A 19,538-nucleotide genomic window follows, 5' to 3' on the forward strand; every position below is an offset into this window, starting at 1 on the left:
GCGTGCCGCACAGTGAAGAGTTGGACAGCCGGGAAGTGTTGGCTGTTCATCAGCTGAATATTGCCTTTCAGGAAGAGCGGCAGTTTATCCCGGCAGTCCAGAATTTATCGTTTTCGCTCAATCGCGGCGAAACGCTGGCGATTGTCGGCGAGTCCGGTTCTGGTAAATCCGTCACCGCACTGGCGCTGATGCGTCTGCTTGAGCAGACGGGCGGGCAAATCACCAGCAAGCAGATGCTGTTGCGCCGCCGCAACCGTCAGGTTATCGATCTTAACGAGCTGAGCGCATCCCAGATGCAGGGTGTGCGCGGGGCGGATATCGCGATGATCTTCCAGGAGCCGATGACCTCGCTGAACCCGGTCTTCCCGGTGGGAGAGCAGATTGCCGAGTCGATTCGCCTGCATCAGGGGCTGAGCGGCGATGAGGCGCTCAGCGAAGCGAAACGGATGCTGGAGCGGGTACGGATCCCCGAGGCGCACACCATGTTGTCCCGCTATCCGCATCAGCTCTCGGGCGGCATGCGCCAGCGGGTAATGATTGCGATGGCGCTGTCGTGTCGTCCGGCGGTGCTTATTGCGGACGAACCGACCACGGCGCTGGATGTCACCATTCAGGCCCAGATCCTGCAACTGATCAAGGTGTTGCAGCAGGAGATGGAGATGGGGGTGATATTTATCACCCACGATATGGGGGTAGTGGCGGATATTGCCGATCGGGTGCTGGTGATGCATCAGGGCAATGCCGTGGAAACCGGCACGGTGGAGCAGGTCTTTCATGCGCCGGTGCATCCCTATACCAACGCGCTGCTGGCGGCGGTCCCGCGTCTGGGCGCGATGAATGGCAGTGATTATCCGCGCCGTTTTCCGCTGATGTCCCAGACCGAACCGGGCCATCAGGAAGACGAAACCGAGCAGAATACGGTGGTTCCCGGCAGGCCGATACTTGAAGTGCGTGACCTGGTGACCCGTTTCCCGCTGCGCAGCGGCATCCTTAATCGCGTGAAGCGCGAAGTGCATGCGGTTGAAAACGTCAGTTTTGACCTCTGGCCGGGCGAAACGCTGGCGCTGGTGGGGGAGTCCGGCTGCGGTAAATCCACCACCGGACGGGCGCTGCTCAGGCTGGTTGAGTCGCAGGAGGGGAGCATCACCTTCAACGGTGAGCGCATCGACACCCTCCCCAACGGTAAATTGCAGGCGGTGCGGCGGGATATTCAGTTTATTTTCCAGGATCCGTATGCGTCGCTCGATCCGCGGCATACGGTGGGGTACTCGATTATGGAGCCGCTGCGGGTGCACAACCTGCTCGACGGTGAAGCCGCGCAGCGCCGCGTCGCGTGGCTGCTGGAGCGCGTGGGCCTGAAGCCGGAGCATGCCTGGCGTTATCCCCATGAATTTTCCGGCGGTCAGCGACAGCGTATCTGCATCGCGCGGGCGCTGGCGCTGAATCCAAAAGTGGTGATTGCGGATGAGTCCGTTTCGGCGCTGGATGTCTCTATCCGCGCGCAAATCATCAATCTCCTGCTCGATTTACAGCGGGATTTAGGCATTGCGTTTCTGTTTATCTCCCACGATATGGCGGTAGTTGAGCGGATCAGCCATCGCGTGGCGGTGATGTACATGGGACAAATTGTTGAAATCGGCCCCCGTCGGGCGGTGTTTGAAAACCCGCAGCACCCGTACACCCGCAAGCTGATGGCCGCCGTACCGGTTGCCGATCCTGAGCATCGTCACGCCCAGCGCGTGCTGTTGCAGGACGACATGCCGAGCAATATTCGTAAACGGGGCGAAACCCTGGAGCGCGTGGCGCTGCGTGAGGTGGGTCCCGGTCATTTTGTCGCACCACCGCGTCAGGGCAATGCATTCTCGCGGTTATAACTTACAACAGGCAGGAGAACACAATGGTTCCTTTTGTTGCTCGTAAATGGCTGCTGGCCGCGAGCGTGACGGCTGCGCTGGCCGCCGCTCCCGCGTTCGCGGCGAAAGACGTGGTGGTGGCGGTGGGGTCTAACTTCACGACGCTGGATCCGTATGACGCTAACGACACCCTTTCCCAGGCGGTGGCAAAATCTTTCTACCAGGGGCTGTTCGGCCTGGACCGGGAGATGAAGCTGAGAAACGTGCTGGCGGAAGGGTATACCGTGTCGGACGATGGGCTGGTCTATACCGTTAAGCTCCGTACCGGCGTGAAGTTCCAGGACGGCACCGACTTCAACGCCGAGGCGGTTAAGATTAACCTGGACCGTGCCAGCAATCCGGAGAACGGCCTTAAGCGCTACAACCTGTATAAAAATATCGCCAGCACCGAGGCGGTTGACCCGGCGACGGTGAAGATCACCCTGAAAGAGCCGTTCTCGGCGTTTATCAATATTCTGGCGCATCCCGCGACGGCGATGATTTCGCCCGCCGCCCTGAAAAAATACGGCAAAGAGATTGGCTTCCACCCGGTGGGAACCGGGCCGTACGAACTGCTCACCTGGAACCAGACCGATTTTGTGAAGGTGAAAAAATTTGCCGGATACTGGCAGCAGGGGCTGCCGAAGCTGGATACCATCACCTGGCGTCCGGTCGTGGACAACAATACCCGTGCCGCGATGCTGCAAACCGGCGAAGCGCAGTTTGCCTTCCCGATCCCTTACGAACAGGCGGCGCTGCTGGCGAAAAACAGCAAGCTGGAGCTGGTGGCCAGCCCGTCGATTATGCAGCGCTACATCAGCATGAACGTCACGCAGAAACCGTTCGATAACCCGAAAGTGCGCGAAGCCATCAACTACGCCATTAACCGTCAGGCGCTGGTGAAGGTGGCCTTTGCCGGTTACGCCACTCCCGCGACGGGCGTGATGCCGCCAGCCATCGAGTATGCGCAGAGCTACCAGCCGTGGCCGTACGATCCGGCGAAAGCGCGGGAGCTGCTGAAAGAGGCGGGCTATCCGAACGGCTTTAGCACCACGCTGTGGTCGTCGCATAACCACAGCACCGCGCAGAAGGTGCTGCAATTTACCCAGCAGCAGCTGGCACAGGTGGGCATTAAAGCCAGGGTCACGGCGATGGATGCCGGACAGCGAGCGGCGGAAGTAGAAGGCAAAGGGCAGAAAGAGAGCGGCGTGCGGATGTTCTACACCGGCTGGACGGCTTCAACCGGCGAAGCGGACTGGTCCCTGTCGCCGCTGTTCGCTTCCCAGAACTGGCCGCCAACGCTGTTCAACACCGCGTTCTACAGTAATCCGCAGGTGGATAAGGATCTGGCTGATGCCCTGAAAACCACCAAACCGGAAGAGAAAGCGCGCCTGTACAAAGAAGCACAGGACATTATCTGGAAAGAGTCGCCGTGGGTGCCGCTGGTGGTGGAAAAACTGGTCTCAGCCCACAATAAAGCGCTGACCGGTTTTTACATCATGCCGGATACGGGCTTTAGCTTTGACGACGCGGATCTAAAATAAAACTCATGCTGAATTATGTTTGTAAACGCCTGCTGGGGCTTATCCCGACGCTGCTGATTGTGGCCGTGCTGGTGTTTTTGTTTGTCCACATGCTGCCCGGCGATCCGGCGCGCTTGATTGCCGGACCGGAAGCGGATGCCACGGTTATCGAACTGGTGCGTAAACAGCTGGGTCTTGACCAGCCGCTGTACAGGCAATTTCTGCGCTACATGGGCAACGTCCTGCAAGGCGACTTTGGCATCTCAATGGTGTCGCGTCGTCCGGTGTCGGAAGAGATAGCCAGCCGCTTTAAGCCGACGTTCTGGCTCACCCTCGCCAGCATGGGTTGGGCGGTGATATTTGGCCTGGGCGCCGGGATTATCGCCGCCGTCTGGCGCAACCGCTGGCCGGATAAGCTCGGGATGGCGCTGGCGGTCACCGGTATCTCTTTCCCGGCATTTGCGTTGGGCATGCTGTTGATGCAGATTTTCTCCGTTGAGCTGGGCTGGCTGCCGACCGTTGGGGCCGACACCTGGAAGCACTACATATTACCCTCCATGACGCTTGGCGCAGCCGTTGCGGCGGTCATGGCCCGGTTTACCCGCGCCTCGTTTGTGGACGTGCTGAGCGAAGATTACATTCGCACCGCGCGGGCAAAAGGGGTCAGCGAGAAATGGGTCATTCTGAAGCACGGTTTTCGTAACGCGATGATCCCGGTGGTGACGATGATGGGGCTACAGTTCGGCTTTCTGCTGGGCGGCTCTATCGTGGTTGAGAAGGTCTTTAACTGGCCGGGGCTGGGGCGCCTGCTGGTCGACTCGGTCGATATGCGCGACTATCCGGTGATTCAGGCTGAAGTCCTGCTTTTCTCGCTGGAGTTTATTCTTATCAACTTAGTGGTGGATGTGCTCTACGCCGCCATTAACCCGGCCATCAGGTATAAGTAAGATGCGATTACTGAACTGGCGTCGCCAGGCCATTTTTAACGCTATGCCGGGGATCAGACCGGATCATATTCGTACGCCGTGGGGGGAGTTCTGGCGGCGATTCCGTCGTCAGCCCGTTGCGATGGTTGCCGGATTGTTTGTATTACTGCTGATCCTGGTGGCGATCGTCGCCCCCTGGATAGCCCCGTTTGATGCGGAAAACTACTTCGACTACGACCGTCTGAACGATGGTCCGTCGATGATGCACTGGTTTGGCGTGGACTCGCTCGGGCGCGATATTTTCAGCCGCGTGCTGGTCGGGGCGCAAATCTCGCTGGCAGCCGGGGTATTCGCGGTGCTGATAGGCGCCGCGATTGGCACCGTGCTGGGTCTGGTGGCCGGGTACTACGAAGGCTGGTGGGACCGCATCATCATGCGCATCTGCGACGTGCTGTTTGCCTTTCCCGGTATTTTGCTGGCGATTGCCGTGGTGGCGGTCATGGGCAGCGGCATGGCGAACGTTATCATTGCCGTGGCGGTATTCTCGATTCCCGCTTTCGCTCGCCTGGTGCGTGGCAACACGCTGGTGCTTAAGCAGCAGACTTTTATCGAGTCGGCGCGCAGCATGGGGGCCAGCGATGCTACCATCCTCTTCAGCCATATACTGCCGGGCACGGTATCGTCCATCGTGGTCTATTTCACCATGCGCATCGGCGTGTCGATTATCTCGGCGGCCAGCCTGTCGTTTCTGGGGTTAGGGGCGCAGCCGCCGACGCCGGAGTGGGGCGCGATGCTGAACGAGGCGCGGGCTGATATGGTGATTGCGCCGCACGTGGCGATCTTCCCGAGCCTGGCCATTTTCCTGACCGTGCTGGCGTTTAACCTGCTGGGCGATGGGTTGCGCGACGCGCTGGATCCGAGGATTAAGGGGTAGTGCTGTGGAATGTGCCGGGTGGCGGCTACGCCTTACCCGGCCTGCAAAAGAGGTGTGGGGAAATTAAACCCGGCTACCCCACAAATCATACTCGTCCGCGTTCTCAACCTTCACGCGAATAATATCGCCCGGCTTGACGTGGGTTTCACCGTTCAGATACACCGCGCCGTCGATTTCAGGCGCATCCGCCATACTGCGGCCAATCGCGCCTTCTTCGTCCACTTCGTCGATAATGACCAGAATTTCGCGGCCCACTTTCTCCTGCAAGCGTTCAGCAGAGATCTGCTGTTGCAGCTGCATAAAGCGGTTCCAGCGCTCCTCTTTGACCTCTTCCGGTACCTGGTCCGCCAGCTCGTTGGCCGTTGCGCCTTCAACCGGGCTGTACTTGAAGCAGCCCACGCGGTCCAGGCGCGCTTCTTTCAGGAAGTCGAGCAGCATCTGGAAATCGTCTTCGGTTTCACCCGGGAAGCCGACAATAAAGGTGGAACGCAGGGTCAGATCCGGGCAGATCTCACGCCACTGCTTGATGCGCGCCAGCTGGCGGTCAACGGAGCCAGGACGCTTCATCAGCTTCAGAATGCGCGGGCTGGCGTGCTGTAGCGGGATATCCAGATACGGCAGGATTTTGCCTTCCGCCATCAGCGGGATCACGTCGTCAACGTGTGGGTAAGGGTAGACGTAGTGCAGACGCGTCCAGATGCCGAGTTTAGCCAGCTGCTCGCACAGGCCAACCATGCTGGTTTTCACCGGCTCGCCGTTGTGGAAACCGGAGCGGTGTTTGACGTCCACGCCGTAGGCGGAGGTATCCTGGGAGATGACCAGCAGCTCCTTCACGCCCGCGTCGGCCAGGCGTTTGGCTTCGGCCAGCACCTCGCCAATCGGGCGGCTCACCAGATCGCCACGCATCGACGGGATGATGCAGAAGGTGCAGCGGTGGTTACAGCCTTCGGAAATTTTCAGGTAGGCGTAGTGGCGCGGCGTCAGCTTCACGCCCTGTTCCGGCACCAGGCTCAGGAACGGGTTGTGCTTTGGCTTTGGTACGTAGTGATGAACATGTTCCAGCACCTGCTCGTAGCTGTGCGGGCCGGTGATCTCCAGCACTTTCGGGTGCACTTCGCGGATCTGATCCACTTTCGCGCCCAGGCAGCCGGTTACGATGACTTTGCCGTTTTCCGTCAGGGCTTCACCAATGGCTTCCAGTGACTCCTGGACCGCGCTGTCGATGAACCCGCAGGTGTTCACGATCACCATGTCGGCGTTGTCGTAGCTTGGCACCACGTCATAGCCTTCGGTGCGCAGTTCAGTCAGGATGCGTTCGGAATCCACCAGGTTCTTCGGGCAGCCCAGGGAGACAAAGCCGATTTTCGGCGGGTGCGTAACATTGCTCATAGGTTAAAAATTCATCAATTATGGAGTTATCAGGGCGGGATTTTACAGCGTATCGCGGGGGATTTATACACTCTTGATGGCGCAGTTGCGTCGGGCAATCGTTGTAACATTGTAAAGAATGTTAACTAGTTATCGTTTATTGATCTCAGGCATTACACTGTACAAAAAATAACCTTACCCTTAACAGGGTAACAAGGCTGACAGAGGAGGAAATAGCATGTCCGTTGACAGACTGAAACGCGATCTGCTTAACAAGCTGATCAACGCCCGAATCGACCTGGCCGCCTACCTGCAACTCCGCAAGGCGAAAGGGTATATGTCAGTCAGCGAAAGCGAAAATCTGCGTGATAACGTCTTTGAACTTTGCAATTTCATGCGTGAAAAAGCACCCGTCCTGAAAGCGCATTACGTTGAAAGCGAGCTGGCGGCGCTGCGCCGCGCCGCCGAGGTGCTCTCCATCGCCGGGGTCTGTTTGATGAACGGACGTCACGACTGCCCGAATTTTATTGCCGTTAACGCGGAAAAGCTTGAAAACTGCCTGACCACGCTCTCTCTTTGCATCATGTGTCTGAACAAGCCTGAAACGCTTGCCCGCCACTGAACCCGGGGGAGGCAACTCCCCCTTTTGATTAAGCTTTTGTAAAAGTGCTAACGCGCCCGGACGAAGTGGCTAATCTTTAAGCCATAAGCCGACAAAGGAGCGTGTTATGCCTCGATCTTCGCTGATTTTCCTGCCTGCATTGTTTTTTCCCGTTTCGCTGCTTGCCGCCACCGAGCCGGTAAACGTGGAGGTTTTACAGACAAAACTGGATCACCCCTGGTCGCTGGCGTTTCTGCCCGACAATAAGGGGCTGCTGGTCACGCTAAAAGACGGGCAGCTTAAGCACTGGCAGGCAGGGAACGGGCTCTCCGATCCGATTGTTGGCGTGCCGAAGGTCTGGGCGAGCGGACAGGGCGGATTGCTGGACGTGGTGCTGGCCCCGGATTTTGAACAGTCACGGCGGATCTGGCTAAGCTTCGCCGAGGCAGGTAATGATGGAAAAGCGGGCACCGCGGTGGGCTACGGGCGGCTGAGCGATGACCTGTCGCGCATCGAAGGCTTCCAGGTGGTGTTCCGCCAGATGCCGAAGCTCTCCACCGGCAACCACTTTGGTGGACGGCTGGTGTTTGACGGCAAAGGCCATCTGTTTATTGGTCTGGGTGAAAACAACCAGCGCCCGACGGCGCAGGATCTGGATAAGCTTCAGGGCAAGGTGGTGCGCCTGACCGAAGACGGGAAAGTGCCGTCGGATAATCCGTTTGTGAATACCGCCGGTGCGCGCCCTGAAATCTGGTCCTATGGCATTCGTAACCCGCAGGGGATGGCGATGAACCCGTGGAGCGACACGCTGTGGCTTAACGAACACGGTCCTCGCGGCGGGGATGAAATCAACATCCCTGAGAAAGGTAAAAACTACGGCTGGCCTTTGGCGACGCACGGGATCAACTATAGCGGCCTGAAAATCCCGGAAGCGAAAGGCGAGCATGTTGAAGGCACCGAAAAGCCGCTGTTTGTCTGGAAAGTGTCGCCCGCCGTCAGCGGCATGGCGTTCTACAATAGCGACGTCTTCCCGCAATGGAAAAACAAGCTGTTTATTGGCGCGCTGAAGGAGAAAGACGTCATCGTGCTGAGCGTGGAAGGCAACACCGTGACGGAGGACGGGCGCATTCTTGGCGATAAAAATCAGCGTATCCGCGACGTGCGCGTCGGGCCGGATGGCTATCTGTATGTGCTGACCGACGAGTCGGACGGGCAGCTGTTGAAGGTCAGCCCGTCCGGTACGTAATCAGGTCACCGGGATCATCACCACGTTGCGATACGCCGGGCGCTCGCTCAACTGCTGGATCCAGCGCTCAAGGTGCGGGCGCGGGGTCCAGCTAAGCCCCATATTGGTCAGGTTCCAGACGAAGGGGGCGACGGCGATATCGCCCACGCCAAACGCGTCGCCGGAGAACCAGGTATGCTTCGCCAGCTCGTCGTCCATCATGGCAAACAGCGATTCGCAGGCGTCCTGGGCGGCATGAATGGCGGGATAATCACGATCGGCTTCCGGCGTGCGGATAAGCCCCATCAGGATCACGCGGTGCGTTGGGGAAAGCGTCTGGTTTGCCCAGTCCATCCATTTTTCGCCCTGCGCGCGCTGGGCCGGATTTTCTACCCACAGCCGACCCTGGCCGTACTGCGCGGCGAGGTAACGCACGATGGTGTTGGACTCCCACAACGTGGCGTCTGTCTCATCATCGCGCAGCAGCGGCACCAGCCCGTTTGGGTTCATCGCCAGGTAGTCCGCGTCTTTATTCACGCCAAACTCCAGGCCCGCCATCACCTGCTTAAACGGTAAATCCAGCTCTTCCAGCGTCCACAGCACTTTTTTCACGTTAGTTGAATTGTTCCTGCCCCACAGCGTAATCATATTTACTCCCGATGAGATGTGAATCCGAGTCAGCTTTTCGCCATGGTGAGATAAACCTAACAATTACGCAACAGATGCTAAAAAAATCGCCGCAATCAAAGCGTATCTGAATGTTATTGCATAAACTTTAAAAACTTTACCTGGAACAGGTTTCTTTGAACGCTGTAGTGCGCTATTACTCATCGCTTCTTGCGACACGGTGATTGTGACGTGATTTTTAGAATGGACACTCGGGTGGCATTTATGACGCAAAAAACTTCCTCTCTGCGCAGCCTGGCGGCAGGCTCGGCGCTGCTTTTCCTTTTTGCCCCAACGCTCCACGCGGCGGAACAGACAGCGCCCGAAGCGCCGCCTGTCGATGCGCGCGCCTGGATCCTGATGGATTACGCCAGCGGGAAAGTGCTGGCGGAAGGTAACGCCGACGAAAAACTTGACCCGGCGAGCCTGACGAAAATTATGACCAGCTATGTGGTAGGTCAGGCGATTAAAGCGGGCAAAATCAAGCTGGACGACATGGTCACCGTCGGGAAAGATGCCTGGGCGACCGGTAACCCGGCGCTGCGCGGCTCGTCCGTTATGTTCCTGAAGCCTGGCGATCAGGTTTCCGTTTCCGATCTGAATAAAGGGATAATCATTCAGTCAGGAAATGACGCCTGCATCGCGCTGGCCGATTACGTGGCGGGCAGTCAGGACTCTTTCATTGGTTTGATGAATGGCTACGCGCAAAAGCTGGGCCTGACCAACACTACCTTCAAAACCGTTCACGGCCTGGATGCGCCGGGTCAGTTCAGCACCGCGCGTGATATGGCGCTGCTGGGTAAAGCGCTGATCCACGACGTGCCGGATGAGTACGCCATCCATAAAGAGAAAGAGTTCACCTTCAACAATATCCGCCAGCCTAACCGTAACCGTCTGCTGTGGAGCAGCAACGTTAACGTGGACGGCATGAAAACCGGGACAACCGCAGGCGCGGGCTATAACCTGGTGGCTTCCGCAACCCAGGGCGACATGCGCCTGATTTCGGTGGTGCTGGGGACGAAAACCGACCGCATTCGGTTTAACGAATCAGAAAAACTGCTGACCTGGGGTTTCCGCTTCTTTGAAACCGTCACGCCGATTAAGCCGGATGCCACCTTCGTGAGCCAGCGCGTCTGGTTTGGGGATAAAAGTGAAGTGAACCTGGGCGCGGGTGAAGCCGGTTCCGTGACCATTCCACGCGGTCAGCTGAAAAACCTGAAAGCCAGCTATACCCTGACCGAGCCACAGCTCACCGCGCCGCTGAAAAAAGGCCAGGTGGTCGGGACGATTGATTTCCAGCTTAACGGTAAATCCATTGAGCAGCGTCCGCTGGTGGTAATGGAAGCGGTAGAAGAGGGCGGCTTCTTTAGCCGGATGTGGGACTTTGTGCTGATGAAATTCCACGGCTGGTTTGGCAGCTGGTTTAGCTAAGTTTTTGCCGGGTGGCGGCTTCGCCTTACCCGGCCTACAACGGCTCGAACGTAGGCCGGGTAAGCGCAGCGCCACCCGGCACAACCTCAATACATCAACTTCACCTGCTGCGCCTTTGCATACGACACCAGCTCTTCATCCGGGCGGCAATCGCTGACGATGGCGTCAAAGCGCGACAGTTCTCCCATCCTTGCCGGACGGACCTTGCCAAACTTACTGTGATCAACCACCAGCACATGCTGCTGCGCGGCGTTGAGCGCCCAGTGTTTCACCGGTAACTCTTCCAGATTAAAGCAGGTTGCGCCCTGCTGCACGTTCACGCCCGCCGCAGAATAGAAGGCGATGTCCGGGCATACATTGCTCAGCGTGTCCTGAATATTCAGCGGCTTAAAGATGGCATTGCTGGCATGAAACTCACCGCCACACAAAATCACCCGGCACGCCGGTTTTTCCTGCAAGGCCAGAAAGGTATTCAGGGAATAACAGACGGCGGTAAAGGGAACGCTGCTGTCGATGGCCTCGATGATCCACGGGGTTGTCGTACCGCAGTCAAAAAACAGCGTTTGATGCGGCTGCACCAGCGAGGCGGCGAGCCGCGCGGCTTTGCGCTTCTCTTCCACCAGACGCGTTTTTTGATCGCTTAACAGGTAATGGCTGGCGCTGCGCGGCTCCAGGACAATGTACCCGCCAAGCAGCACAACGGGGGCGCTGTCGCTGTTCAGATCGCGACGAATGGTCATTTCAGACACGCCAAGCAGGGTAGCGGCTTCCTTGAGATGCAGCTTGTCGCTGCGCTTCAGCGCCTGAAGCAGCTGAGCAATGCGGTCATCGCGACGTGTTTCCATAGATCCTCGGGCTAAAAAAGTGAGCCCCCGCAGGGCGGGGGCTCAAGTGTAACCTGACGGACCGGGGTTAGTCACGTATCCATCCTTTGCGGATCGGGAGGGCAAACAGAACGCGATAGGCCTGCGATAATCCCCGGTAAAGGGCCGGCCCAAAGAGGCTCCACATAATGGCTGCGCTGACGCAGCCCATCAGCCCCACCAGGAATCCGCCTACCATGTCCAGCGGCCAGTGCACGCCCAGATAGACGCGGGACCAGGCGACGGCGACGGCGACCCCCATCAGCACCACGCCGGACCACAGGCGATGCCAGAACAGGAAGGCCAGCGCGAAGGTGAAGATCACCGTGCCGTGATCGCTCGGGAACGAGTCATCCGGCGCGTGGTGCAGGAAGTTATAGCCGACGTGCTCGACAAATGGACGATCGTGCGGGAAGGCGAGCCCCAGCACATAGCTTGCCAGCACGCTGACGCCGATGGCCATCGCCATTTTAATCACCAGGTGGCGCTGGGCGGTGACTTGTTTGCGCGGGCCCCAAAGCCAGAGGATCGCGGCCAGCGCCGGCACGATGCTGATCAAATCCTTAGCAATGAAGGTGGCGAGATCAATCATCCATTCCGGCGACGCTGGCGTGGCGTTGAGCAGGTAAAACAGTCCGTAGTTCAGATTCTCTAGCATCGTATCGTTACTCTTTAGCAAACCAGGTAGAAACCAGCCCGTAAACCAGCACCTGGGAAAACCAGACCCACCACCCGGCCCACAGGTTGTGAGAGAAAAAATGCGCGCCGCGCATGACCTGCCCGAAGCCCATCAGCAGCCCCAGAGCGGCCCCCAACGCGACAAAGGTCCAGGCCAGGCGCGGACGTTCACGCCAGAAGGCAAAAAACAGCCCCATGACCATAAACCCGCTCGAGGCGTGGCCGCCGGGAAAGCAGCGTCCCGGTCCGCTGTCGGCCGGAATTGCGCTGAACAGGGGATACGAGACGGCTTTGCCGCCATACTCCACCAGATCCCACGGACAGCTGTGGTGGCTCATGCTTTTCAGGGCTCCTACAACAAGCGCGCCCAGCCCCATCAGAAGCGCGGCCGTCACCAGCCGGGCATTGCGTCTGTAAGCCCCATAAACCAGCGCGATGACGGCCAGGGCAATGGCCACATATTTCGCCAGTCGATGGTTCAGCAGATCCAGCAGCGGATTTTGCTGTAGCGGAAAATGGTGCGTCGCAGCGTCATACCAGAAGCCGGTTAGCCATCGGTCGAGCGATTCATCGCGAGAAAGCCAGGTAAAAAGCACCGCGAGGGCGATCAGCACGAAAAGTTGATAACCATAAAAGCGGGCGGGCAACCGGTAAAGGTGTTTTGTCTTATTTATCGGTAAGGTAGATAATTCTGAAGGGCTGACGGCGTGTGTCATAATTTCGGTCAATAACGTGAAATAGCGCTATCTTAACGAGGGCAACTTAAGGAAACCTTAAACAACAACGATAAGTGCGTTATTTCTGTTTTCTCACGTTATTGTGCTATCTCAGACAGCAGCAATTCATTACACTCATCGCGATTTTTTCATACTAAAGAGATTGCATGATAAACCGTTCTTCTTCCGGTAATCGTCTGGGCCGTCAGGCGTTACTTTTTCCTCTGTGTCTGGTGCTTTACGAATTCTCTACCTACATCGGCAACGATATGATCCAGCCGGGCATGCTGGCCGTGGTTGAGCAGTACAACGCAGGTATTGAGTGGGTGCCAACATCCATGACCGCCTATCTCGCGGGCGGCATGTTTTTACAGTGGCTGTTAGGGCCGCTGTCGGATCGTATTGGCCGCCGTCCGGTGATGCTGACGGGGGTGGTGTGGTTTATCGTCACCTGTCTCGCCACGCTGCTGGCGCAGAACATTGAGCAGTTTACGCTGCTGCGCTTCCTTCAGGGCGTGAGCCTGTGCTTTATCGGCGCCGTGGGCTATGCCGCCATTCAGGAGTCGTTTGAGGAGGCGGTGTGTATCAAGATCACCGCGCTGATGGCGAACGTGGCGCTGATTGCACCGCTGCTGGGGCCGCTGGTGGGTGCCGCATGGGTGCACGTTGCGCCGTGGGAAGGGATGTTCGTCCTCTTTGCCCTGCTTGCGGCTATCTCTTTCTTTGGCCTGCACCGCGCGATGCCGGAGACCGCGACGCGTCTGGGAGAAAAGCTCTCGCTTAAAGAGCTGGGCCGTGATTATAACGCGGTGCTGAAAAACGGTCGTTTTGTCGCGGGCGCGCTGGCGACGGGGTTTGTCAGCCTGCCGCTGCTGGCGTGGATCGCCCAGTCGCCGGTCATTATCATCAGCGGCGAGCAGCTTAGCAGCTATGAGTATGGCCTGTTACAGGTGCCGATTTTTGGCGCGCTGATTATCGGAAACCTGGTGCTGGCGCGTCTGACGGCGCGCCGTACCGTGCGTTCACTGATAATTATGGGCGGCTGGCCGATTGCGGCAGGGCTGATCGTTGCGGCGGTAGCGACCGTTGCCTCGTCGCATGCGTACCTGTGGATGACCGCGGGGCTGAGCGTTTACGCGTTTGGTATTGGCGTGGCGAATGCCGGTCTGGTGCGCCTCACGCTGTTTGCCAGCGAAATGAGTAAAGGCACGGTATCCGCCGCGATGGGGATGCTGCAAATGCTGATTTTTACCGTCGGTATTGAGGTGAGCAAGCATGCTTACGCGTTTGGCGGCAACGGACTGTTCAGCCTGTTTAACCTCGCCAACGGCGTGCTGTGGGTAGGGCTGATGGTGGTGTTCCTGAAGGACAAACGCGTCGGAAGCGCACTGCAACCGTAATCCTTATTCCCTCTCTCTGCGGGGGGAGGGCATCAGGCCGCAGTAAATTTTGCCCGGTGGCGCTGCGCTGACCGGGCCTACGGGCTGGGTGTTCTCCCTCTCCCTGTGGAGCGCACGGAATCAATTAAACGGCGCCTTCCCATCCAGCACCTTATCAATCACGTTTAGTACGCCTTCGTTATTATTGTTCGGCGCTTCATAGCGGGCCACCGCCTTAATGTGCGGTTTGGCATTGGCCATCGCGAAGCCATACCCTGCCTGGCGCAACATCTCCACGTCGTTACCGCTGTCGCCAAAGGCCACCACTTCGCTGTCTTCAATGCCCCAGCGCGCCTGAAGGATCCGCAGGCCGTTAGCTTTATGCACGCCGGGGATGATCAGGTCGATACTGCCGTGTCCGGTGGTCACCGGCACCATGATGTCGCCGAGCTTTTCGTGCAGCAGCGCCTGAATACGCGGGATCTCTTCGTCAGAGACGTTAAGCCCGAACTTGAAGAAAATATCGTTGAGATGGTCAAAGCTGCTGACGCTTTCAAGGCGGTGATAGTACTTTGCGGCGACCGCTTTGAAGAGGTCGTCATAGGTTTGCAGCGTGTAGGCGCTGTTTTTACCGCAGGCGATAATTTCAATGCCGGGCACCTCATTCAGCAGGGTGGCGACGGTCAGGAAGTGCGCTTTCGACAGTTCGCCGTTAAACACGTCTTCGCCGGCATCCACCACCCAGCCGCCGTTTTCGGCCACGAACGCGATTTCATGGGCGATCTCCGGGAAAAACGAGATCAGTTGGTAGTACTGGTTTCCGCTGGCAACCACAAAACGGATGCCTTGCTCTTTCATTCGCGCGTACTGCGCCAGAAAACGCGCACGATTATAGGTTTTCGCATCGCTCAGGAAGGAGCCATCCATGTCGACTGCAATCAGTTTAACGCTCATATCCCTTCTCCATTGACGTTGTTTCTGCTTCCGGTTTTGCCACCGCACGCGCCACCAGTGCGGCAATAATAACTAACCCTAATACCACCAGCATCGCGCTGCGTAATCCGTAGTGCTCACCGAGGAACCCAAGCAGCGGCGGCCCCACCAGGAAGGCGAGGTAGCCGGTGGTTGCCACCACGCTCACGCGCGTCGGCGCATCCGGGCCGGTATCGCTGGCAGCAGAAATGGTCAGCGGGAAGCCAAGGGAGGCGCCAAGTCCCCACAGGATCACCGACACGCCGGCAATCCAGTCAACATCCACAAAGATGATCATCGCGATGCCCAGCCCGCCCAGCAGAGCGCTGGTACGCACCACCGCCACGCGGCTGTAGCGGTCGATAAACCAGCCGCCGGTGAAGCGCCCGACGGTCATGCCGAGCGTAAACCCGGCGTAGATCAGCGAGCCGGAGGTGGGGCTAAAGCCGTGTCCGTCCACCATCAGCAGCGGCAGCCAGTCGTTGGCGGAACCTTCAGCAAACGCCATCGCCAGCACGACCACGCCAATCAGCATTAGCTGGAAGTCACGGTAGAAGGGCAACCCTTTTGCCGCAGACTTCTGTTCATCCGAGGCGTTTTGTCCCGTACCGGCGGGAATAGCCCTGATGCCGGTGAGGATAGGGATAATGCAGACCAGCGCCGCCAGCAAAATATGCATGTTAGCCGCAATGCCCAGCGCCGTCAGCGCCATCCCCACGCCCGCGCCCGCCAGCGTGCCGAGGCTATAAAAGCCATGCATCATCGGCAGCACCGTTTTGTTCATCTCCTTCTCGACGGCGGCGCCTTCAACATTAATGGCGACTTCTGCCGCACCAAAGCTCCCGCCGAACACCATCAGCCCGAGGGCGAACATCAGGGGCGAGGCAAACCACAGCGCCACGCTCAGCGCGACCATTCCGACCACGGCGAAGCACATGGTCGTGCGGATCACCGTACGGGTGCCAAAGCGCTTCACCAGCCAGGCCGAGCACAGGATGCCGCTCATCGAGCCAATCGACAGGCCAAACAGCACAATCCCCATCTCTGCCGTCGAGACGGATAGCGTATCGCGGATGGCCGGGGTGCGCGTCGCCCAGGAGGCCATCAGCAGCCCGGGTATGAAGAAGAACATAAACAGCGCCCACATGCGCAGATGCAGGGCTTTGCGGGGAGAAGATAACGTCATTGGGATCAGCACCAGAAGAACAACAATAGCGACAACACTAGCAACTTTGTGTACATTTGTACACAAACCGGATGAGGAATTTATGAGCAGACCACCGAACGACCCTAACCGTCGGGAGAAGATACTTCAGGCGACGCTGGACACTATTGCAGAGCACGGTATTCATGCCGTCACGCACCGCAAGATTGCCACCTGCGCAGGCGTACCGCTGGGGTCGATGACCTACTATTTCGACGGGATGGAGTCGCTGCTGGAAGAGGCATTCACGTGGTTTACGCAGCAGATGTCCCGGCAGTACCGGGATTTCTTCGCGGGCGTTACCGGGCGGGAGAGGGCATGCGAGGCCATTACCACGCTGATCCACAGCTCAGCCGTGACCACGCCACACAATATGGCGCTGATGTATCAGCTGTACGCCTTTATGCACCGCAGCGCCGCGTTGAAAACGGTAATGCAGGACTGGATGAAGATGAGCCAGACCACGCTTGAACAGTGGTTCGATCCGGCGACCGCCCGCGCGCTGGATGCGTTTATCGAAGGGATGACGCTGCACTTCGTGACCGACCGCGCGCCGCTAACCCGGGAGGAGATCCGGGCGATGGTGGGACGCATCGCCCGGGAGCAGGTGCCCTGCGATTAACGGCAGGGCAACCGCGACGTTATCGACCCTGAATTTTTTTGCCGGAAGCGTCTACAACCGCTTCGCCATCCTCTTTGGTGAACGCCCCTTTTTGTGCGTCGGGCAGAATATCCAGTACGCGCTCCGACGGACGACACAGCCTCGTCCCCAGCGGAGTAACGACAATCGGGCGATTGATCAGAATCGGATAGTGCAGCATGTAGTCAACGAGCTGGCTGTCGCTAAACCTGTCTTCCGCCAGGCCAAGGTTTTCGTAAGGCTCCACGTTTTTTCGCAGCAGATCGCGGGGTGAAATGCCCATCTCAGCCAGCAGCTTCACCAGTTCGTCGCGAGACGGCGGCGTCTCCAGATACAAAATAATCTCGGGTTCGGTGCCGCTGTTGCGGATCATCTCCAGCGTATTGCGCGACGTGCCGCAGGCGGGGTTGTGGTAAATGGTAATGTTGCTCATATCAGGTACTCACTACAGTGTAACGGAGAGACGTAACGCCAGCGCGGCAAGCGTTACAAACAGGACCGGCAGCGTCATTATCAAGCCCGTCCGGAAATAGTAGCCCCAGGAAACGATCATGTTTTTCTGTGCCAGTACATGCAGCCAGAGCAGGGTGGCCAGGCTACCGATGGGGGTGATTTTCGGCCCCAGATCGCAGCCAATCACGTTCGCGTAAATCATCGCCTCTTTAATCAAACCTGTTGCCGAACTGCCATCAATTGAGAGCGCGCCAATCAGTACCGTTGGCATATTGTTCATTATGGATGACAGGAAGGCGGTGATGAATCCGGTGCCCAGCGTGGTGGCCCAGAGTCCATAACCGGCTAAGCGATCCAGAACGTCTGAGAGATGCTCCGTCAGCCCGGCGTTGCGCAGGCCATACACCACCAGATACATCCCCAGCGAGAAGATAACGATCTGCCACGGTGCGCCGCGAAGCACTTTTCCGGTATTAATAGCGTGCCCGCGTTTTGCGACGGCAAACAAAATCAGCGCGCCCACGCTCGCGATGGCGCTGACGGGAATGCCGAGAGGCTCAAGCACAAAGAATCCGACGAGAAGTAGCAGCAGCACGATCCAGCCTGTCCTGAAGGTTGGCAGATCGTTAATGGCCCGTGCAGGCTCCCGGAGTTTCGCCAGATCGTACGTCGGAGGAATTTCCCTGCGAAAGAACAGGTGCAGCACGATGAGCGTTGCGGCAATCGCGGCGATATCAACCGGGATCATCACCGAGGCGTACTCGCTGAACCCCAGCGAGAAGAAGTCTGCCGACACAATGTTGACCAGGTTGGAGACAATCAGCGGCAGGCTGGCGGTATCGGCGATAAAGCCTGCCGCCATCACAAACGCCAGCGTGGCTTGTTGACTAAACCCGAGTGCCAGCAGCATGGCGATAACGATAGGCGTGAGGATCAGTGCCGCACCGTCATTGGCGAACAGCGCCGCAACGGCCGCACCCAGCAGCACGATCCAGGTAAACAGCAACCGCCCCCGACCGTTCCCCCAGCGGGCAACGTGCAGCGCCGCCCACTCGAAAAAACCGGACTCATCCAGCAGCAGGCTGATAAGGATCACCGCAATAAACGTGGCCGTGGCGTTCCAGACGATATTCCAGACCACCGGAATATCGTTAATATGAATAACGCCGCTCGCCAGCGCCAGCGCGGCGCCAATGGTCGCGCTCCAGCCGATGCTGAGCCCTCTGGGTTGCCAGATGACCAGCACCAGCGTGAATAAAAAAATCGCTCCTGCCAGAAACATTGTTTACTCCATTATATCTGATTTTGTGAATATGTTTTGCTTAGCATGAACCCGGAACTTTACCTTTCAGCTTCAGGCGGGTGTCTTCACGCAGGCAGTTCCAGCTGTTATCGATAACGGACGCTGCCCACGCGGGCATGTTCGGAGATAAACGGTAATGGACCCATTTCCCTTCACGTCGGTCGACGACCAGTCCGGCCTCGCGGAGCAGTGCCATATGGCGGGAGACTTTCGGCTGCGGCTCGTTGGTGGCGGCGCAGAGATCGCAGACGCACAGTTCCCCCGCTTCACGCAGCAGCATGACGATGGCGAGCCGCGTTTCGTCGGAGAGGGTTTTGAAAAGCTGAAGGGGGTGAAGCATTTGGTCATCCTGAGGACATTTAATTCATATGCATTAAATCATATATGTATATGGCGGGCGAGGGAAGGGGGATAAGGGCAAATAAATGCCCTTAAAGAAGTGAAGTTACGTTGAGCCACCGCCTTTAAGTGACTGACAGGGCGGGGTTAGAAGATTATTTATTCCTGGTTTTGTTGAATATTTTCATTGTTATGAGACAGAGGGTCGTTGCAGATGTAACCAGAATTAAAACATCCGTATTTATATATGTTTCGTACATTGTCTCCGCATTAACTTCACCATAGATGAAGTCGCAAATAGCAGCTGCAACATCATGATTAATATAAGCTGTTGGAGGACCCAGCATGTACGCTACCATAAAGCTAATTAACCCAAACCAGACGGCCTTAAGCAGTCTTGAGCCCCATTTACAGGCAAGGATAGC

The 19,538-nt window shown here is 57.7% G+C and carries 19 protein-coding genes; 9 read left to right on the top strand and 10 right to left on the bottom strand.

Annotated features, from left to right (window positions below; translation table 11 throughout):
- Positions 1 to 2 precede the first annotated feature (2 nt).
- The 4 genes from gsiA to gsiD are packed head-to-tail and all read left to right on the top strand — an operon-like array spanning position 3 to position 5,275.
- On the top strand, positions 3 to 1,874 hold the full coding sequence (gene gsiA, locus DBR02_RS17760) for a glutathione ABC transporter ATP-binding protein GsiA (protein WP_107534996.1): 1,872 nt from the start codon (positions 3 to 5) through the stop codon (positions 1,872 to 1,874).
- Positions 1,875 to 1,897: 23 nt separating this feature from the next.
- The gene (gene gsiB / locus DBR02_RS17765; protein ID WP_107534997.1) at positions 1,898 to 3,436 is read left to right on the top strand and encodes a glutathione ABC transporter substrate-binding protein GsiB; all 1,539 of its coding nucleotides are present in this window, start codon (positions 1,898 to 1,900) and stop codon (positions 3,434 to 3,436) included.
- A gap of 5 nt (positions 3,437 to 3,441) precedes the next feature.
- Positions 3,442 to 4,362 (top strand): glutathione ABC transporter permease GsiC, encoded by a 921-nt coding sequence (gene gsiC, locus DBR02_RS17770; RefSeq protein WP_107534998.1) that lies wholly within the window; start codon positions 3,442 to 3,444, stop codon positions 4,360 to 4,362.
- A 1-nt stretch (position 4,363) separates the two neighbouring features.
- Positions 4,364 to 5,275, top strand: a complete 912-nt coding sequence (gene gsiD / locus DBR02_RS17775; RefSeq protein WP_063866206.1) for a glutathione ABC transporter permease GsiD — start codon at positions 4,364 to 4,366, stop codon at positions 5,273 to 5,275.
- Positions 5,276 to 5,338: 63 nt separating this feature from the next.
- Here the strand turns inward: gsiD and rimO are convergent, their stop codons facing one another.
- Positions 5,339 to 6,664, bottom strand: a complete 1,326-nt coding sequence (rimO, locus tag DBR02_RS17780) for a 30S ribosomal protein S12 methylthiotransferase RimO (RefSeq protein ID WP_107534999.1) — start codon at positions 6,662 to 6,664, stop codon at positions 5,339 to 5,341.
- Between the two features lie 217 nt (positions 6,665 to 6,881).
- On the opposite strand from rimO, the gene bssR reads away from it, so the two are divergent.
- Together bssR and DBR02_RS17790 are read left to right on the top strand one after the other, a co-directional pair.
- Positions 6,882 to 7,265, top strand: a complete 384-nt coding sequence (gene bssR, locus DBR02_RS17785) for a biofilm formation regulator BssR (protein WP_063866207.1) — start codon at positions 6,882 to 6,884, stop codon at positions 7,263 to 7,265.
- A 106-nt stretch (positions 7,266 to 7,371) separates the two neighbouring features.
- Complete coding sequence (locus DBR02_RS17790) at positions 7,372 to 8,490, top strand: PQQ-dependent sugar dehydrogenase (protein WP_107535000.1); 1,119 nt, start codon at positions 7,372 to 7,374, stop codon at positions 8,488 to 8,490.
- Here the strand turns inward: DBR02_RS17790 and DBR02_RS17795 are convergent, their stop codons facing one another.
- Entirely contained in the window at positions 8,491 to 9,117 is a 627-nt protein-coding gene (locus tag DBR02_RS17795; protein ID WP_107535001.1) for a glutathione S-transferase family protein, read from the bottom strand.
- A gap of 243 nt (positions 9,118 to 9,360) precedes the next feature.
- Here DBR02_RS17795 and dacC point away from each other — a divergent pair, with 243 nt between their 5' ends.
- On the top strand, positions 9,361 to 10,566 hold the full coding sequence (gene dacC, locus DBR02_RS17800) for a serine-type D-Ala-D-Ala carboxypeptidase (protein ID WP_063866509.1): 1,206 nt from the start codon (positions 9,361 to 9,363) through the stop codon (positions 10,564 to 10,566).
- Positions 10,567 to 10,652: 86 nt separating this feature from the next.
- Here dacC and deoR read toward each other — a convergent pair whose 3' ends face one another.
- From deoR to DBR02_RS17815, 3 genes are all read right to left on the bottom strand, one after another.
- Positions 10,653 to 11,411, bottom strand: a complete 759-nt coding sequence (deoR, locus tag DBR02_RS17805) for a DNA-binding transcriptional repressor DeoR (protein WP_063449246.1) — start codon at positions 11,409 to 11,411, stop codon at positions 10,653 to 10,655.
- Positions 11,412 to 11,478: 67 nt separating this feature from the next.
- Positions 11,479 to 12,087, bottom strand: a complete 609-nt coding sequence (ybjG, locus tag DBR02_RS17810) for an undecaprenyl-diphosphate phosphatase (protein ID WP_107535002.1) — start codon at positions 12,085 to 12,087, stop codon at positions 11,479 to 11,481.
- Positions 12,088 to 12,094: 7 nt separating this feature from the next.
- Entirely contained in the window at positions 12,095 to 12,823 is a 729-nt protein-coding gene (locus DBR02_RS17815) for a phosphatase PAP2 family protein (RefSeq protein ID WP_107535003.1), read from the bottom strand.
- Between the two features lie 167 nt (positions 12,824 to 12,990).
- On the opposite strand from DBR02_RS17815, the gene DBR02_RS17820 reads away from it, so the two are divergent.
- Positions 12,991 to 14,223, top strand: coding sequence for an MFS transporter (locus tag DBR02_RS17820; RefSeq protein ID WP_107535004.1), 1,233 nt, complete (start codon positions 12,991 to 12,993; stop codon positions 14,221 to 14,223).
- Positions 14,224 to 14,343: 120 nt separating this feature from the next.
- On the opposite strand, the gene DBR02_RS17825 is transcribed toward DBR02_RS17820, so the two are convergent.
- A complete protein-coding gene (locus tag DBR02_RS17825; RefSeq protein ID WP_107535005.1) occupies positions 14,344 to 15,156 on the bottom strand; it encodes a Cof-type HAD-IIB family hydrolase in 813 nt (270 codons plus the stop codon).
- Positions 15,146 to 16,360, bottom strand: coding sequence for an MFS transporter (locus tag DBR02_RS17830; protein WP_107535006.1), 1,215 nt, complete (start codon positions 16,358 to 16,360; stop codon positions 15,146 to 15,148). The genes DBR02_RS17825 and DBR02_RS17830 overlap by 11 nt, the downstream gene beginning before the upstream one ends.
- Positions 16,361 to 16,442: 82 nt before the next feature.
- Here DBR02_RS17830 and DBR02_RS17835 point away from each other — a divergent pair, with 82 nt between their 5' ends.
- Positions 16,443 to 17,000 (top strand): TetR/AcrR family transcriptional regulator, encoded by a 558-nt coding sequence (locus DBR02_RS17835; RefSeq protein ID WP_107535007.1) that lies wholly within the window; start codon positions 16,443 to 16,445, stop codon positions 16,998 to 17,000.
- A 19-nt stretch (positions 17,001 to 17,019) separates the two neighbouring features.
- Here DBR02_RS17835 and arsC read toward each other — a convergent pair whose 3' ends face one another.
- From arsC to DBR02_RS17850, 3 genes are read right to left on the bottom strand one after another with little or no spacing between them, the layout of a single operon-like run.
- Positions 17,020 to 17,451, bottom strand: a complete 432-nt coding sequence (gene arsC, locus DBR02_RS17840; protein WP_063866218.1) for a glutaredoxin-dependent arsenate reductase — start codon at positions 17,449 to 17,451, stop codon at positions 17,020 to 17,022.
- Between the two features lie 12 nt (positions 17,452 to 17,463).
- Complete coding sequence (locus tag DBR02_RS17845; RefSeq protein ID WP_107535008.1) at positions 17,464 to 18,753, bottom strand: arsenic transporter; 1,290 nt, start codon at positions 18,751 to 18,753, stop codon at positions 17,464 to 17,466.
- Positions 18,754 to 18,793: 40 nt separating this feature from the next.
- Positions 18,794 to 19,114 (bottom strand): metalloregulator ArsR/SmtB family transcription factor, encoded by a 321-nt coding sequence (locus tag DBR02_RS17850; protein WP_107535009.1) that lies wholly within the window; start codon positions 19,112 to 19,114, stop codon positions 18,794 to 18,796.
- Between the last annotated feature and the right edge of the window lie 424 nt (positions 19,115 to 19,538).

Origin of the sequence: Enterobacter cloacae complex sp., assembly GCF_900322725.1 — a bacterium.
GTDB classification, from domain to species: Bacteria; Pseudomonadota; Gammaproteobacteria; order Enterobacterales; family Enterobacteriaceae; genus Enterobacter; species Enterobacter quasihormaechei.

Bases quoted from the DNA above. Each gene is read 5' to 3' on its own strand.
- gsiB (WP_107534997.1), top strand. From the start codon at position 1,898: ATGGTTCCTTTTGTTGCTCGTAAATGGCTGCTGGCCGCGAGCGTGACG.
- gsiC (WP_107534998.1), top strand. From the start codon at position 3,442: ATGCTGAATTATGTTTGTAAACGCCTGCTGGGGCTTATCCCGACGCTG.
- gsiD (WP_063866206.1), top strand. From the start codon at position 4,364: ATGCGATTACTGAACTGGCGTCGCCAGGCCATTTTTAACGCTATGCCG.
- rimO (WP_107534999.1), bottom strand. From the start codon at position 6,664: ATGAGCAATGTTACGCACCCGCCGAAAATCGGCTTTGTCTCCCTGGGC.
- bssR (WP_063866207.1), top strand. From the start codon at position 6,882: ATGTCCGTTGACAGACTGAAACGCGATCTGCTTAACAAGCTGATCAAC.
- DBR02_RS17790 (WP_107535000.1), top strand. From the start codon at position 7,372: ATGCCTCGATCTTCGCTGATTTTCCTGCCTGCATTGTTTTTTCCCGTT.
- DBR02_RS17795 (WP_107535001.1), bottom strand. From the start codon at position 9,117: ATGATTACGCTGTGGGGCAGGAACAATTCAACTAACGTGAAAAAAGTG.
- dacC (WP_063866509.1), top strand. From the start codon at position 9,361: ATGACGCAAAAAACTTCCTCTCTGCGCAGCCTGGCGGCAGGCTCGGCG.
- deoR (WP_063449246.1), bottom strand. From the start codon at position 11,411: ATGGAAACACGTCGCGATGACCGCATTGCTCAGCTGCTTCAGGCGCTG.
- ybjG (WP_107535002.1), bottom strand. From the start codon at position 12,087: ATGCTAGAGAATCTGAACTACGGACTGTTTTACCTGCTCAACGCCACG.
- DBR02_RS17815 (WP_107535003.1), bottom strand. From the start codon at position 12,823: ATGACACACGCCGTCAGCCCTTCAGAATTATCTACCTTACCGATAAAT.
- DBR02_RS17820 (WP_107535004.1), top strand. From the start codon at position 12,991: ATGATAAACCGTTCTTCTTCCGGTAATCGTCTGGGCCGTCAGGCGTTA.
- DBR02_RS17825 (WP_107535005.1), bottom strand. From the start codon at position 15,156: ATGAGCGTTAAACTGATTGCAGTCGACATGGATGGCTCCTTCCTGAGC.
- DBR02_RS17830 (WP_107535006.1), bottom strand. From the start codon at position 16,360: ATGACGTTATCTTCTCCCCGCAAAGCCCTGCATCTGCGCATGTGGGCG.
- DBR02_RS17835 (WP_107535007.1), top strand. From the start codon at position 16,443: ATGAGCAGACCACCGAACGACCCTAACCGTCGGGAGAAGATACTTCAG.
- arsC (WP_063866218.1), bottom strand. From the start codon at position 17,451: ATGAGCAACATTACCATTTACCACAACCCCGCCTGCGGCACGTCGCGC.
- DBR02_RS17845 (WP_107535008.1), bottom strand. From the start codon at position 18,753: ATGTTTCTGGCAGGAGCGATTTTTTTATTCACGCTGGTGCTGGTCATC.
- DBR02_RS17850 (WP_107535009.1), bottom strand. From the start codon at position 19,114: ATGCTTCACCCCCTTCAGCTTTTCAAAACCCTCTCCGACGAAACGCGG.